Consider the following 14,584-nt stretch of genomic DNA (forward strand, 5'->3'; position numbering starts at 1 on the left):
CTTGTTCGCGTCAGGGCGCACATCGATCAATCCGGCCTCGGGGGGATTCGTGGAGCATCAAGGTGAATACCTGAGACAGGGCGCCATGCCATCTGACATGGGCATGGACGCACACATGCAAATGATGGAACGCCGCCACCTGGCCACGCTCTGGTGTCACTTCGTCAATGTGCTGCTGGGCTTCTGGGTACTCAGCGCTCCCTTTATCTTTGGCTACCTGAACATAGCGCCAACCGATCTCGACTTGCCGCGATTGGCGACCGAGCGCGAGTTGCCGGACGTGGCCACTCGCGCGCTGCTGATGACCTGGAGCGACGTGGTCAGTGGCGCCTTGATCGTATTGTTCTCGGTCCTCTCGCTGAAACGTATTGCCTGGGCGCAGTGGGCGAATACCGCCATGGGCCTCTGGCTGATGTTCGCGCCGCTACTGTTCTGGTCGCCCTCGCCCGCCAGTTATGGCAACGCCCTTCTGGTGGGCGGGTTGGTGATCGCCTTTTCGACGCTGGTGCCGATGATGCCCGGCATGAGCATGAGCGGCATGATGCAGAAAGCCGCCGTGCCGCCAGGCTGGGACTACAACCCCTCCACTTGGATGCAGCGGTTGCCCATCGCCTTGCTTGCGGTGATCGGCATTTTGCTGGCTCGCTATCTGGCCGGTTACCAGCTGGGGCATACGGCCAATGCCTGGGACCCCTTCTTCGGTACGCAGCCCAACGGCACCGAAACCATCATCACCTCTGACATGTCCCGCGCCTGGCCGGTATCGGACGCCGGTGTCGGCGTCATGGCCTACATGATCGAGCTGCTGATGGCGGTGATGGGCGATGCACGACGCTGGCGAACCATGCCCTGGATGGTCGCCGCATTCGGCGTGGTGGTAGTGCCGCTAGGCGCGGTGAGTATCTTCTTCATCATTGCGCAGCCGATCTTCATCGACACCTGGTGCACCCTCTGCCTGATCCAGGCACTGGCCATGCTGGTGATGATGCCCTACGCCCTGGACGAGCTGGTGGCTATGGGGCAGTTCCTTAAGGACGCACGCCAGCGCGGCAAACCCTTCTGGAAAACCTTCTGGCAGGGCGATGCGATGGAGGGTGCGCGGGAGGACAACACACCCGAGTTCGACGGTAGCCTGTCGTCCATGACCCTGAAGGGGCTGCGCGGCGTGAACCTGCCGTGGGGCCTCGCGTTGCTTTGTATCCTCGGCGTCTGGCTGATGTGCACACGCCTGATCTTCGGTACCGAGGGTGCCATGGCCAACAGCGACCATCTGATGGGCTCGCTGTTGATCACCGTCTCGGTGCTGGCCTTCGCCGAAGTGGCACGCCCGCTGCGCTTTCTCAACCTGCCGATCGGCGCCTGGCTGATCGCCGCCCCTTCGTTCCTCGAGGGGGCCGGGTTCGCGGCAACCATCGGCAGCCTGATCGCCGGCGTGCTGGTGATCGGCCTGAGCCTGCCACGCGGACCGATCCGCCACCGCTATGCGGGCTGGAACGCGCTTCTGCGCTAACCCATCAAGACAGGAGCTTTTAGATGAGCGACCGCGAACAGACTGCCGTGATCTGTGGAGGCACCGCTGGCGTAGGCCGCGCAACCGCCCATGCGTTCGCGCGGGCGGGCTTTCGCGTGGCGGTGATCGCACGCGGTGAACAGGGCCTGTCCGACACGCGCAAAGAACTGGAAGCGAACGGGGCGAAGGTGCTGGCGATCTCCGCCGATGTCGCCGATGCCGAAGCCGTCGATCGCGCCGCCGAGCGGATCGAGGCGGAGCTGGGGCCAATCGAAATCTGGGTCAACGCCGCCATGGCGACAGTGTTCGGGCCGGTCAACAAACTCAGTGCTGCGGAGTTCAAACGCGTCACCGACGTCACCTACCTGGGGTTCGTGCATGGCACGCTGGCTGCGCTGCGCCACATGGAGACGCGCAACCGCGGCACCATCGTGCAGGTCGGATCGGCGCTGTCGTACCGCGCGATTCCGCTTCAATCGGCATACTGCGCAGCCAAGTTCGCGATCAGGGGCTTCACCGATTCGCTACGCTGCGAACTGATTCATACCAACAGCCGAATCCGCCTGACCATGGTCCAGCTTCCGGCGCACAACACGCCGCAGTTCGACTGGTCGCGCAACAAGATGAACAAGCGCCCCCAGCCGGTTCCCCCCATTCACACGCCTGAGGTGGCCGCGCGCGCCATCCTGCGCGCAGCCACCGATGCCCCGCGCGAGCTCTGGCTGGGGCGTGCTTCACTCCAGGCGATCATCGGCAACATGTTCATGCCCGGCCTGCTCGACCGGATGATGGCCAAACAGGCCTGGAGCGGCCAGATGACCGACGAGCCGGCCAGTGATGAACAACCCGACAACCTGTTCCAGCCGGTCGAAGGCCTGCATCGCATCGAAGGTCGGTTCGGCAAACAGATGAAAGACAAAGCCCTCGGGCTGAGCTCGGAAACCGTCGGAAAGCTGGCTGCAGGAGGCCTGGCGGTCACCGCAGTGATCGTGGTCGCGGTGGTGGCCGCCGTTGCCAGTTAGCGGCCGTCTTGTCTGTATGGCGAGCCCGAACGAGACGTGCGCCTTTCGCCGCCTCGACCGTCGCCAATCAGATCACAGTGCACCGCCCAAACGGCCGTTAACGATGCGAGGACAGCTCCTGCCGGGCCTGACGGACGACCGAGAAGCCTGCTGACAAGGCAAGCCCCGCCATGACCAATGCAACGATAAGGTCCGGCCAGGCAGAGCCAGTTCCGAAGACCCCTGCCGCGGCGATCATCACAGCGACGTTGCCAATCGCGTCGTTGCGGCTGCACAGCCAGACCGAGCGCATGTTCGAATCCCCTTCGCGGAAGGCGTAAAGCATCAGCGCGACGACGACGTTGGCAATCAGCGCCAGCGTGCCGATCACGCCCATGGTCAGCGGTTCCGGAACGACATCGGCGTATACCGACCACCCCGCACGGCCCAGCACGAACACCCCGAACGCCAGCATCGTCAGGCCTTTGACCATGGCAGCCCGTGAGCGCCAGACCAGCCCCATCGACAGCACCACCAGGGTGATGCCGTAGTTGGCAGCGTCGCCGGCGAAATCGATGGCATCGGCCAGCAGCGAAACCGAGCCGGAACGCAGCCCGCTGATGATCTCCACGACAAACATGATCAGGTTGATCGCCAGCGCGACCCAAAGGGCCTTGCGAAAACTCGGGTTGACCGCTGGGGTTGAACAACCGGAATCACAGCATCTCGACGACATGGAATGCCTCCTGAACTATATTCGGAGCCATTGCACACCCTGGAGCAACTCCAGGGTCAAGATCCATTTTGTCATCAGTCCATCACCAGGGGGCCATGATGCGCATAGGCGAGCTAAGCACAGCGGCAAACGTCGATGTCGAAACCATTCGCTATTACGAAAAGATCGGCTTGATGCCCGCCCCGGAGCGCGGTTCCAACGGCTACCGATCCTATTCCTCCAGGCAGCTGGCGCAACTGACGTTCATCCGCCACTGCCGCGCACTGGATATTGGGCTGGCTGATATTCGCCGGCTGCTTGAATTCTCCAATCACCCGGACGCCAGCTGCGGCGACATCAACCACCTGATCGACGAGCAGCTCGAACGCGTCCGTACGCGACTGGAAAACCTCCATGCCCTGGAGCGTCAGTTACAGGAACTACGCAGCTGCTGCACCGGCAATCGCGCCATGCATGGCTGCGGCATCCTCAACGAGCTGACCAGTACGCCAGCGGCTATCAAGGCCGGCACCACGCAGCCGTAGCAGTCGACCTGACAATCGCCGGTCAACACTTGGCGTCGCGCCCGGCTCCGCTAACGCGTGGCTTGGCATGTGGCTGACGTTAACCGCTGGTGACTGATATTGCAGGTGCTTGGCGCAACGCAGCGGCAGCGATAATCTTCCTCTCTTTTTGCCTCGAGCCTTTCCGATGCCCTTGTTCGATATGCTGCTATTGATCGCTGCCGGATTTGCCGCGGGAGGCATGAACGCACTCGCAGGCGGCGGTACCTTCTTTTCGTTTCCAGCGTTGCTTGCCACGGGCTTGCCGCCAGTGACCGCCAACGCGACCAACGCGGTTGCGCTCTGGCCCGCCAGCCTCGCCGGCGCCTGGGCCGCACGTTCGGCGTTACGCCCCCTTGGCCGCTACCTGATCCCCCTGCTACTGGCAGGCTTGATTGGTGGTTTGCTCGGCGGCCTTTTGCTGCTGGCCAGCGGCGATGACGTCTTCAGCCTGCTCATTCCCTGGCTGCTGTTGCTCGCCACCGCGCTGTTCGCCGCCAGTCCCTGGTTGAGTCGCTGGCTCGCGGCGCGCCGCAAGGACAATAACGCGGTGCCGCCTCATGCCCCGACATCGCTGGCCGCTCACGCGCTGGTCTCGATCTACGGCGGCTATTTCGGGGCCGGCATGGGCATCCTGCAGCTGGCGGCGTTTTCCATCGAAGGCCATCAGCTGGTCCGCGCCAATGCGCTGAAAAACCTGATCTCGGCGGTGATCTACAGCGTCGCCACAGCGACCTTCGTCATCGCCGGACGGGTGAGCGGCTACGAGCTGGCGATCCTGCTGGTGGGCACCACATTTGGCGGCTACGCTGGCGGCGCGCTGAGCAAGAAACTGCCCGCGACCTGGTTGCGTCTGTTCGTGATCCTGGTGGGCAGCAGCATGACCCTTTACTACTTCCAGGCCATGTACTGGCCGTCACCGGCAGGCCTCTAGCCCGCTCGGCTTATGGCGTATGCCGGCCAGCTCTGCTAGTGTCGCGCCCGTTTCAGAGCAGCCGCAGAGAACAGGTTCCGCCATGGCCCGCAAGAAAGTCGCCCTCGATTTCGAACAATCCCTCGCCGAGTTGCAGCAGCTGGTCGAGCGTCTGGAAAGCGGCGAGCTGTCGCTGGAAGACTCGCTGACCTGCTTTGAGCAGGGCATCGGTCTGACCCGTGACTGCCAGGCAGCACTGAGCCAGGCCGAACAGAAAGTGCAGATCCTTCTGGAGCGTGACGGCAAGTTGCAGGAAGCGCCATTCGAGGCGGATTCCGAAGCATGATCGGCGACTACCAGAAACGCTGCCAGCAACGCGTCGACAACTGCCTCGACACGCTCTTCTCCCCACCTCGTCCGCAACTCGACCGTCTTTACCAGGCCATGCGCTACAGCGTGATGAACGGAGGCAAGCGCGTCCGTCCCCTGCTGGTCTACGCCGCCTGCGAAGCGCTCGAAGGTGACGTTGCCCTGGCCGATGGCGCAGCCTGTGCCGTCGAACTGATTCATGCCTATTCGCTGGTGCACGATGATCTGCCAGCCATGGACGACGATGACCTGCGCCGTGGCCAACCCACCACCCACAAGGCATTCGACGAAGCCTGCGCGATTCTCGCCGGCGATGGCCTGCAGAGCCTCGCGTTTGAAGCCCTTGCGTGCGACCCGCTCAACCCATCCGACCCACCCCTGCGCCTGGACATGCTGGCCAGCCTGGCACGTGCCGCAGGCCCGGCCGGCATGGTCGGCGGCCAGGCGATCGACCTGGGATCGGTGGGACTGAAGCTCGACCGCAACGCTCTGGAGTTGATGCACCGTCACAAGACCGGCGCGCTGATCGAAGTCAGCGTACGTCTCGGCGCCCTCGCCAGTGGCCGTTCCGATGAGCAGAAACTGGCAGCATTGCAGCAGTACGCTCAAGCGGTGGGCCTGGCGTTCCAGGTACAAGACGACATCCTCGATGTGGAAAGCGACACCGCTACGCTGGGCAAACACCAGGGTGCCGATATCGCGCGTGACAAGCCCACCTACCCGTCGCTGCTCGGCATGGACAGCGCCAAGGCCTATGCGCTGGAGCTGCGTGACCTGGCGCTCGAGGCCGTCGCCCCGTTCGGGCCCAGCGCCGAGCCGCTGCGCCAGCTGGCCTGCTTCATCGTGGAACGCCGCAGTTGACCGGCGAACCGCCACTGCTCGGCGCTGCGTCTGTTCGGCATAACGGCGACCGTTGATGCTTGAGACGTTCTTATCGTTGTAACCATCGGGTAAACTGCGGCTCTTTTTTCAGCCAAAATGATTCGCCCGATGCCCAAGACGTTTCATGAGATTCCTCGGGTCCGCCCTGCGACGCCCGTTCTAGATCGCGCGGCCACGCCCGAGCAGCTGCGCCGGCTAGGCGAAGCGGAACTCGAAGAACTCGCCAACGAGCTGCGTCAGGACCTCCTCTACAGCGTAGGCCGGACCGGCGGGCACTTCGGTGCTGGCCTTGGCGTGATCGAGCTGACCATCGCCCTGCATTACGTCTATGACACCCCGAAAGACCGCCTGGTCTGGGATGTCGGTCATCAGGCCTATCCGCACAAAATTCTCACCGGGCGCCGCGAGCGCATGGAAAGCCTGCGCCAGAAGGACGGCCTCGCCGCCTTCCCACGCCGTAGCGAGAGCGAGTACGACACCTTCGGCGTCGGCCACTCCAGTACCTCGATCAGCGCCGCACTGGGCATGGCCATCGCCGCCCGCACGCAGGGCAAGAAGCGCAAGTCCATCGCGGTCATCGGCGACGGCGCGCTCACGGCAGGGATGGCCTTCGAGGCGCTGAACCATGCGCCGGAAGTCGGTGCGGACATGCTCGTGGTGCTCAACGACAACGACATGTCGATCTCGCGCAACGTTGGCGGACTGTCCAACTACCTGGCCAAGATTCTCTCCAGCCGCACCTATTCGAGCATGCGCGAAGGCAGCAAAAAGGTCCTCTCGCGCCTGCCCGGCGCCTGGGAAATCGCCCGCCGCACCGAGGAGTACGCCAAGGGCATGCTGGTCCCGGGCACGCTGTTCGAAGAACTCGGCTGGAACTACATCGGCCCGATCGACGGCCATGATCTGCCGACGCTGATCGGCACCCTGCGCAACATGCGCGACCTCTCCGGCCCGCAGTTTCTGCATGTAGTCACCAAAAAGGGCAAAGGCTTCGCCCCGGCGGAAGTCGACCCGATCACCTGGCACGCGATCAGCAAGCTCGACCCCATCGGCGGCCCGGTCAAGCCGAAGAAACCCAGCGGCCCGAAGTATTCCAACGTGTTCGGCCAATGGCTGTGCGATATGGCTGCGGCAGACCCACGCCTGATGGGCATCACCCCGGCCATGAAGGAAGGCTCGGATCTGGTCGATTTCAGCGAGCGTTATCCGGACCGCTATTTCGACGTCGCGATTGCCGAGCAGCATGCGGTTACGCTGGCTGCGGGCATGGCCTGCGAGGGTGCCAAGCCGGTCGTGGCAATCTATTCGACCTTCCTCCAACGCGCCTACGATCAGCTGATCCATGACGTCGCGGTGCAGAACCTCGACGTGCTGTTCGCCATCGACCGCGCCGGTTTGGTCGGCGAAGACGGCCCGACCCATGCGGGCAGCTTCGACCTGGCCTATTTGCGCTGCATCCCCGGCATGCTGGTAATGACACCGAGCGACGAGAACGAGATGCGCCGGATGCTCACCACTGGCTACCACTTCGAAGGTCCCGCCGCGGTGCGTTATCCACGCGGCACCGGCCCGAACGCAATGATCGAACCGGGCCTCGAACCGCTGGAAATCGGCAAGGGCGTGGTACGTCGCGAGGGTAAGCAGGTCGCGCTGCTGGTGTTTGGCGTGCAACTGCCGGACGCCATGCAGGTTGCCGAAACCCTGAACGCAACAGTCGTCGACATGCGTTTCGTCAAACCCCTGGATGAGGCATTGGTGCGCCAGATAGCCGACAGCCACGAGCTGTTGGTGACCATCGAGGAGAACAGCATCATGGGCGGTGCCGGCAGTGCGGTCGGAGAGTTCCTCGCCGCGCAAAACCTGAGCACACCGCTCCTCCAGCTGGGCCTGCCTGACTACTACGTCGAACATGCCAAACCCAGCGAGATGATCAGGGAGTGCGGACTGGACGCCGCCGGTATTGAGGCGGCAGTCAAAGCGCGACTGGGAAGGCTGCACACTCAGCCGTAGGATCCAGCGCCGTCACGGGCAACAGCCAGGCGGCCTGGGTATACGGAGTCGAATCCCTTACCTCGATCTTCGCTGTGTTCGGGGGATCGATGGAACATCATCCACGCGACGCTGCCGTAGCTGGGCCGGGCGGATCAATCCCTCCCGGACCGAGAGCTTCCTAAGCCCCCAACCGATCAGCTCTGTTTACCGCAGCCATGCACCGAGTCGCGTCGCTCATTCGCTTGTCTTTCCCCAGCCCAGGCCGTAAGGTTCGCGCGATTTCCTATCCGCCCAGGTGTGCACGACCGCCAGGTCCGCATTAAACGGGAAGCCGGTGCGCTCGAAGAGCAAGGCCGGCGCTGCCCCCGCAACGGTAATCGACCGTGATCCAAGGATCACCGCCCGCTCAACCGCCACTGTGCCCAGCACGGGAAGGCGAGCGCGGTGCGCGTCGAAAGCCCGGAGACCGGCCTGGCGGATTCGACTGGTGTTGCGGAGGGCAGCACCGTCAAGCGTGCGTCCCGCCTACTGCATGCTTGTTCCTGCCCTTCTCAAAAGTCTGCGATCGATCTTTTGAGGAATTCCAAGATGAAACTGTCCCAACTTGCGCTCGCCGTGGCGCTGCTGCCTGGCGTGCCGGTGTTTGCTGCCGTGCAGGAGCTGCCAAGCATGCTCATTACCTCTGCCCGCCAGGCCGAACCCCGCGCCCAGGCCACAGCCGCCAATACTGTCTTCACCCGCGCCGATATCGAGCGACTGCAGGCACGCAGCGTGCCCGAGCTGCTGCGCCGCGTACCCGGCGTGCAGGTAAGCAGCGCGGGTGGCTTGCCGTCGCTGTCACTGCGCGGCACCGGTACCGCACAAACGCTTGTACTGGTCGACGGCCAGCGCATCGCTTCTGCCACCAGCGGCTTCGCCCGCCTCGACTACCTGGCCATCGAGAACATCGACCGTGTCGAAGTGATCCGGGGGCCACGCTCGTCGCTTTACGGTGCAGATGCCATTGGGGGGTCATCCAGATCTTCACCCGTAGCGGTGAGCCGGGTCTGAACCCCGAAGTTCGCTTGGCCGCGGGCAGCAATAACACCTATCAGCGCAGCCTGAATCTGTCTGGCGGTACTCTGCAGACCCGCGTCAACCTCGGTGCCAGTCTGGACGAGCGCGAAGGCTTCGATATCACCCGGGACAATCGCGGAGCCGATCGGGACAACGATGGTCAGCGCAACAAGGCGCTGCACCTGAAGCTGGATCACCAGTTCGATGCAGACTGGAACGCCGGCCTGAGCTTCAACGATCAGCGCGGCAAGAACGAGTACGACGATGCGTACGAGCTCGCGCCGGGCTCACCACAGGACGAGTTTCGCGTCAGCAGCTACAGCGGCTATCTGGACGGTCAGCTGACGGACATCTGGAACAGTCGCTTGGATCTGGGTCGCAGCTTCGATCGCAATCACGCAGTCGGTGCCGGCAGCGCTTGGAACAACACCCTGTTGGAAACCACGCGTTATTCGGCGGCCTGGATCAATCGACTGCAACTGAGCGAACGCCAGCAACTGAGCGTCGGCGCCGACTGGTATGAAGACCAACTTGATTCTGCGACTGCCTTTCAAGAGGACAGCCGCGACAACCTGGCTTTCTTCGCCCAGCACAGTTTCCAGGGCGAACGCTTCGGTACGGAGCTTGGCCTGCGTCACGACGACAATCAGCAGTTCGGTAGCCACAATAGCTGGAACGTGGCGTTCAGCCTGCCAGCGGGCGAGTCGCGGCGCTGGACTCTGAGCTACGGCGAAGGATTCCGCGCTCCGACATTCTCCGATCTTTACGGACCGCCGTTATGGGGCCCAAATCCGGACCTCAAACCGGAGACCTCGAAGACCTATGAATTGCAATGGCGCACGGATATGGACGAGACCCAGCTGGAAGCCGCCCTTTATCGCACCGATGTCGAAGACATGATTGCCTGGGGTGGTACCCGGACGGAAAACGTCAGCCAGGCGCGGATCAACGGTTTCGAAGCCAGTGCGGCCCGTGAACTGTTGGGTTGGCAGGCGAGTGTCGGTATCAGCATCATCGACCCGCGCGACCGGGACAGCGGTCATATCCTGGCGCGCCGGGCAAAGCGTACGCTGAGCATCGACCTCGATCGCACCTTCGATACGCTTTCGGCTGGCGCCGGCTGGCACGTTTCCAGCGCCCGCTACGACAATCTCGCGAATACCCGCGAGCTGTCCGGCTATGGCGTTCTTGATCTGCGCGCTGGCTGGCAAAGCCATCCGGAGCTGCGTTGGGAGGCTAAGGTCAACAACCTGTTTGATCGAGAATACGCACTGGCCACTTATGATCGTCCCACCGAAACAAGCTGGGAGAATCTTGGCTATCGTGAAACCGGCCGCACGCTGCTGTTCGCCGTGACCTGGACGCCGACGCTCTAAGGCTGCGCGGGCGCCGCCTGCACCATCACCTCGCAGAGCTTCCGGATCGCCCCGAGCATCTGGAAGCTCGGTCGCTCGAGCCCCTTGTCGGGCACTTCCCACAGCTGTCCCTTACGCACCGCTTCCAACTGCGGCCAAGCATTCCATTCGGATAGCTGAGCACCGCTGCCAGCCAGGATAACGTCCGGGTTACGTGATAGCACGGACTCGACGCTGACCTGGGGCGCCGGCAGTTGCAGATCGGCGAATACGTTACGACCACCGCATACCTCAATGGCCTCACTGACGATCTGGCGTCCACCGAGCGTATACAGGGGGCGATTCCAAACCTGATAAAACACCGATAACGGCTGCTCTCGGTGGTATCGACGCCGAAGCTGCTCTAGGCCTAAGGAAAACTGACGTTGAAGTTCGCGCCCATGCTCGCCTCGGCCTATGCGCTGACCAACCCGTGCAAACTGCTCGGCCAGTTGTTCCAAGGATACAGGCTGTACGACGAGGACCGGGATGCCGAACTGCGTGAGCTGGTCGCGCTGCGCACGGCTGATGCTGTCCGGCCAGAGCAATACCAGCGTTGGCTGAAGGGCCAGCAGGCTTTCCATTTCCAGCTGACCCATTCGGCCCACTGAAGGTATCGCCTCCAGCGATGCAGGTCGCTCACCGCCGTCAAGCACGCCCACGAGTAGCGCCTTGGCATCCAGTTCCAGCATGATTTCGCTGAGCGAAGGGGCTAGGCTGACGACTCGCTCGGCAGCACCCAGCCAGGGCGATGCTGACAGTGCCAGCAACAGAGCCAGCACTCTGGTCATTGCAGTTGACGCGGCAGGCGGTAGAGCACCAGCAGCGCCAGGCTGCCACAGACCAGCAGCAACTGGGCAACCGGTTCAAGTCCGAGTGGCACGCCTATCGCCCCCAGCCACGCCGGCAACGCGGCGGTTCGCAAAGCCCGCAGCCGGACGCTACGCAGCCTCGACCAGGCCAATGCCTCAGCATCCGTGCCGAGATCCTTTTCAGTGGCGATCAAGGCGTGCTTATAGGCACTGAATCGGGGCAAATTGAGAAACAACAGGACAAGACCGCCAATGAACAGTGGCAACGCCAAATGCTCGCCGAAGCGGCCTGCCACCTGTGGAAACTGGCGGACAACGAGCACAGGCACAACGATGAGTAGCAGATAGAACCAGCCATCGAGCGACAGCTGGCGCCGGGCGGGAGCGCGATTCACGACTGCTCGGCTTCGCCCTGATGGATCTCGCCTAGCATGTGGCCAAGTTTTCCGGCCTTGGTGGCGAGGTATTTTTCGTTGTGCGGGTTGTGTGCGATTTCCAAAGGCATGCGCTGGGCGACGCGTATGCCGAAGCCTTGCAGGGCCTTCACCTTGCGCGGGTTGTTGGTCATCAGCTTGATTTCGGCGATGCCCAGGTGTTCGAGCATGGGGAGGCAGATCGCGTAGTCACGCATGTCCGGCGCAAAGCCGAGGCGCTCGTTGGCTTCCACCGTGTCAGCGCCAGCATCCTGAAGCTCGTAGGCGCGGATCTTGTTCAACAGACCAATGCCACGACCTTCCTGGCGTAGATACAGCAGCGCCCCACGGCCCTCTTCGGAGATCGCGCGCAGCGCAGCTTCGAGCTGAAAGCCACAATCGCAGCGTAGGCTGAACAGGGCATCACCGGTGAGGCACTCGGAATGCAGGCGGCCCAGAACAGGCTTGCCGTCCGCGACATCGCCCAGAGTCAGTACGACATGTTCCTTGCCAGTGTCCTGATCGAGAAAACCATGCATGGTGAACACACCGAACGGCGTCGGCAGTTTGGAAGCGGCGACGAACACGACTGACACCGGAGAGACTCCAGAAAGCGGAAAAGCGGATATTGTAACAGCAGTGCTGCAGCAAGCTGTATCGGAAGATCGGCAGCCAACGAAGCGATACCGCCAAGACTGCGTAGCGAAGGGCCAGGTCTAGATTTTGGATTCGAGCTTTAGTACGCCCTGATCCTCACGCCAGCTGACTCGACTGAGAAAGCTCATGCCAAGCAGGGCGTCCGTAGGTGAGCCGCCTTCCACCACGACGGCCTCGACCCCGAGCACGTCGATCGCGCCGACCTTCACACTGTTGAGGTTGACCCGCCAGGCCTTGGCCGTACCGCTTGCTGTGCCGACGACGATCTGCCGGCCATCAACCCGGTAATCGATTCCCAGGCGCCGCGCCTGAATCTCATTGATCGCTACCGACGTGGCGCCGGTGTCGACGAGAAACTGCACGGGTTGACCATTGATCGAGCCGGCGATCCAGTAGTGACCGCCTTGCCCCTGAGCGATGCTCAGCTGCCGGCGATCAGGCTCGGCAAACCCTGAGCTCAGTTCGCGAGAGAGACCATAGCTGCGCTCGACGCCCTCCACCCGCAGAACCGCGCTTTTCGAATCAGCGCTTATTACCTCTACACCGGCCGGCCCTACCTGACCGACCCGTACGAGCTTGCGCTGGCCGTCGACGTTCAACACAGCAGCGCCAGGAAACAGGCCGACCACCTGCACACGAGGTGCAGCTGTGACAGCCAGCGAGAGGAGCGACAGCGTGGAGACAAGCAGTAAAGAAACGAGGCGCATCAGTGGCGGCCTTTTGAAACAGGACAGGTCGCATTGTTTCACGAGCCCTTCCGGCATTGCAGCGATCCGACGCACAGCCCAAGCCTCCGAGACGATCAGCCTAACAAGCTCACCGCTATGTGCATCAAACCGCAAGCGGCAAATCCGGCGAGGATGTCATCAAGCATGATCCCCAGCCCACCATGGACCTGCCGATCTACCCAGCTGATCGGCCACGGTTTGAGGATATCCAGCAGACGGAACACGACGAACCCGAGCAGCAGCCAGTACCAGCCCGCAGGCACCAGCCAGAAGGTAATCCAGATGCCGGCAAACTCGTCCCAGACGATGCCTTCATGGTCGTGCACGCCCAGATCCTGGGCGACCTTGCCGCACAGCCAGATACCGAACAGCATGCTCGCCACGATGAGCGCGCCGTATCCCCAGCCCGGCAGCATCTGCCACAGCGGCACGAAGGCCAGCGCTACCAGAGAGCCCCAGGTGCCCGGCGCTTTCGGCAAGGTGCCGGAGCCGAAACCAAAGGCCAGGTTGTGCCATGGATTGCTCCACACCGAATGCGGGATCGGTTCGGCGGCAGGCTGCAGAGAATCGGTCAAACGGTTGTCCTCATTGTTAGTTCGAGCGTCGGCGGCTCAGCTGGTGAAGTGGTTGTAGCCTAGATGGCCGATGCCCACAGACCTCCCATCAGCATCAACCAACCGAACGCCCTCTCCCACCTCCACATGGCCAATGACGTGAACTGGCCACCCTTCGGACTGCATGGTCGGTAACGCATCGGCCGGCAAGGTAAACGCTAGGAGATAGTCGTCTCCTCCCCCCAAGGCGCATTGCAGGGCCTGCTCAGTCCCGGCGAAACGCACCAGCGAATCCGACAGCGGCACCCAGGCTTGCTCGATTACCAGCGAAACAGAGGATGCGGTGGCTATATGGTTGCAGTCGGCCAACAAGCCATCGGAGATATCCAACGCCGCGGTTGCCTTGCCACGCAACGCCTGGCCGAGCGCGAGCTGGGGTTGCGGCGACCAGTAGTGCCTTAGCAGCGCTGCCGCCTCGACGGTATCCGCCTCCCGCTCGCCAAGCACGATTGGTAAAGCCCCGGCTGCATCGCCGAGGGCTCCGCCAACACAGAGCAGATCACCGGGTTGCGCACCGCTGCGCAACAACGCCTCGCCTGCCGGCACGCGCCCAAATACCGTCAGCGTCATGCTCAGCGGGCCGCGCGTGGTGTCGCCGCCGATCAAACGCATGTCGCAGCCAGCCGCCATCGCGTCAAGGCCACGGGCAAATTCGGCCAGCCAATTGGAATCGACAGAGGGAAGCGTCAGCGCCAGCGTAAACCCGATGGGCGTGGCGCCCATGCCGGCGAGATCGCTGGTGGAAACGGCCAACGCGCGCTGACCGAGTGAGTATGGATCGCACGGATCGGGGAAGTGCACCCCAGCCGTCAGCGAGTCGGTAGAGACTGCCAACTGTTCGCCGGGCGGAACAGCGAGCAACGCACAGTCATCGCCAATCCCTAAAACGACATCGCCGCCAACCCTGGCACAAGCGGCGGCGGCGAAGTAGTGGCGGATCAGCTCGAACTCACCCATCAGGCAGA

General features: G+C 62.8%; 14 protein-coding genes, 1 pseudogene and 1 riboswitch. Of the genes and pseudogenes, 8 read left to right on the forward strand and 7 right to left on the reverse strand.

Features of this window, described 5'->3' with window-relative positions:
* Nucleotides 1–97 precede the first annotated feature (97 nt).
* Both C1896_18585 and C1896_18590 read left to right on the forward strand, forming a co-directional pair.
* Complete coding sequence (locus tag C1896_18585) at nucleotides 98–1,510, forward strand: dTDP-glucose 4,6-dehydratase (GenBank protein ID AZZ46743.1); 1,413 nt, start codon at nucleotides 98–100, stop codon at nucleotides 1,508–1,510.
* 23 nt (nucleotides 1,511–1,533) lie between these two features.
* Entirely contained in the window at nucleotides 1,534–2,532 is a 999-nt protein-coding gene (locus C1896_18590) for a short-chain dehydrogenase (GenBank protein ID AZZ46744.1), read from the forward strand.
* Nucleotides 2,533–2,629: 97 nt separating this feature from the next.
* Here C1896_18590 and C1896_18595 read toward each other — a convergent pair whose 3' ends face one another.
* Complete coding sequence (locus C1896_18595) at nucleotides 2,630–3,247, reverse strand: cation transporter (protein ID AZZ46745.1); 618 nt, start codon at nucleotides 3,245–3,247, stop codon at nucleotides 2,630–2,632.
* Between the two features lie 98 nt (nucleotides 3,248–3,345).
* On the opposite strand from C1896_18595, the gene cadR reads away from it, so the two are divergent.
* The 6 genes and pseudogenes from cadR to C1896_18625 all read left to right on the forward strand — a co-directional run bounded on the left by cadR (nucleotide 3,346) and on the right by C1896_18625 (nucleotide 10,377).
* Entirely contained in the window at nucleotides 3,346–3,771 is a 426-nt protein-coding gene (cadR, locus tag C1896_18600; GenBank protein ID AZZ47733.1) for a Cd(II)/Pb(II)-responsive transcriptional regulator, read from the forward strand.
* Between the two features lie 166 nt (nucleotides 3,772–3,937).
* Nucleotides 3,938–4,723 carry a permease gene (locus C1896_18605; GenBank protein AZZ46746.1) on the forward strand — a complete coding sequence of 262 codons (786 nt, stop codon included), beginning with the start codon at nucleotides 3,938–3,940 and terminating at the stop codon, nucleotides 4,721–4,723.
* 82 nt (nucleotides 4,724–4,805) lie between these two features.
* On the forward strand, nucleotides 4,806–5,048 hold the full coding sequence (locus tag C1896_18610; protein AZZ46747.1) for an exodeoxyribonuclease VII small subunit: 243 nt from the start codon (nucleotides 4,806–4,808) through the stop codon (nucleotides 5,046–5,048).
* Nucleotides 5,045–5,932 (forward strand): geranyl transferase, encoded by an 888-nt coding sequence (locus tag C1896_18615; protein AZZ46748.1) that lies wholly within the window; start codon nucleotides 5,045–5,047, stop codon nucleotides 5,930–5,932. Before C1896_18610 ends, C1896_18615 begins: the two co-directional genes overlap by 4 nt.
* 129 nt (nucleotides 5,933–6,061) lie before the next feature.
* Complete coding sequence (locus C1896_18620; protein ID AZZ46749.1) at nucleotides 6,062–7,963, forward strand: 1-deoxy-D-xylulose-5-phosphate synthase; 1,902 nt, start codon at nucleotides 6,062–6,064, stop codon at nucleotides 7,961–7,963.
* Between the two features lie 258 nt (nucleotides 7,964–8,221).
* Nucleotides 8,222–8,435, forward strand: a riboswitch (cobalamin riboswitch).
* 98 nt (nucleotides 8,436–8,533) lie between these two features.
* Nucleotides 8,534–10,377, forward strand: a pseudogene (locus tag C1896_18625) (TonB-dependent receptor).
* Here the strand turns inward: C1896_18625 and C1896_18630 are convergent.
* From C1896_18630 to thiL, 6 genes are all read right to left on the reverse strand, one after another.
* Entirely contained in the window at nucleotides 10,374–11,186 is an 813-nt protein-coding gene (locus C1896_18630) for a cobalamin-binding protein (protein AZZ46750.1), read from the reverse strand. The pseudogene C1896_18625 and the gene C1896_18630 sit on opposite strands and share 4 nt — an antisense overlap.
* A complete protein-coding gene (locus C1896_18635) occupies nucleotides 11,183–11,602 on the reverse strand; it encodes a hypothetical protein (protein AZZ46751.1) in 420 nt (139 codons plus the stop codon). Before C1896_18635 ends, C1896_18630 begins: the two co-directional genes overlap by 4 nt.
* Nucleotides 11,599–12,216 carry a GTP cyclohydrolase II gene (ribA, locus tag C1896_18640; GenBank protein AZZ46752.1) on the reverse strand — a complete coding sequence of 206 codons (618 nt, stop codon included), beginning with the start codon at nucleotides 12,214–12,216 and terminating at the stop codon, nucleotides 11,599–11,601. Before ribA ends, C1896_18635 begins: the two co-directional genes overlap by 4 nt.
* A gap of 120 nt (nucleotides 12,217–12,336) precedes the next feature.
* Nucleotides 12,337–12,984, reverse strand: coding sequence for a TIGR02281 family clan AA aspartic protease (locus tag C1896_18645; protein ID AZZ47734.1), 648 nt, complete (start codon nucleotides 12,982–12,984; stop codon nucleotides 12,337–12,339).
* Nucleotides 12,985–13,079: 95 nt separating this feature from the next.
* Nucleotides 13,080–13,580, reverse strand: a complete 501-nt coding sequence (locus C1896_18650; GenBank protein AZZ46753.1) for a phosphatidylglycerophosphatase A — start codon at nucleotides 13,578–13,580, stop codon at nucleotides 13,080–13,082.
* Between the two features lie 36 nt (nucleotides 13,581–13,616).
* Nucleotides 13,617–14,579 carry a thiamine-phosphate kinase gene (gene thiL, locus C1896_18655; GenBank protein ID AZZ46754.1) on the reverse strand — a complete coding sequence of 321 codons (963 nt, stop codon included), beginning with the start codon at nucleotides 14,577–14,579 and terminating at the stop codon, nucleotides 13,617–13,619.
* Between the last annotated feature and the right edge of the window lie 5 nt (nucleotides 14,580–14,584).

The sequence above is a fragment of the Pseudomonadaceae bacterium SI-3 genome (assembly GCA_004010935.1).
Taxonomy (GTDB): domain Bacteria; phylum Pseudomonadota; class Gammaproteobacteria; order Pseudomonadales; family Pseudomonadaceae; genus Stutzerimonas.

Bases quoted from the DNA above. Each gene is read 5' to 3' on its own strand.
- C1896_18620 (AZZ46749.1), top strand. From the start codon at position 6,062: ATGCCCAAGACGTTTCATGAGATTCCTCGGGTCCGCCCTGCGACGCCC.
- C1896_18605 (AZZ46746.1), top strand. From the start codon at position 3,938: ATGCCCTTGTTCGATATGCTGCTATTGATCGCTGCCGGATTTGCCGCG.
- C1896_18585 (AZZ46743.1), top strand. From the start codon at position 98: ATGGGCATGGACGCACACATGCAAATGATGGAACGCCGCCACCTGGCC.
- C1896_18610 (AZZ46747.1), top strand. From the start codon at position 4,806: ATGGCCCGCAAGAAAGTCGCCCTCGATTTCGAACAATCCCTCGCCGAG.
- C1896_18645 (AZZ47734.1), bottom strand. From the start codon at position 12,984: ATGCGCCTCGTTTCTTTACTGCTTGTCTCCACGCTGTCGCTCCTCTCG.
- C1896_18590 (AZZ46744.1), top strand. From the start codon at position 1,534: ATGAGCGACCGCGAACAGACTGCCGTGATCTGTGGAGGCACCGCTGGC.
- C1896_18615 (AZZ46748.1), top strand. From the start codon at position 5,045: ATGATCGGCGACTACCAGAAACGCTGCCAGCAACGCGTCGACAACTGC.
- C1896_18595 (AZZ46745.1), bottom strand. From the start codon at position 3,247: ATGTCGTCGAGATGCTGTGATTCCGGTTGTTCAACCCCAGCGGTCAAC.
- cadR (AZZ47733.1), top strand. From the start codon at position 3,346: ATGCGCATAGGCGAGCTAAGCACAGCGGCAAACGTCGATGTCGAAACC.
- C1896_18630 (AZZ46750.1), bottom strand. From the start codon at position 11,186: ATGACCAGAGTGCTGGCTCTGTTGCTGGCACTGTCAGCATCGCCCTGG.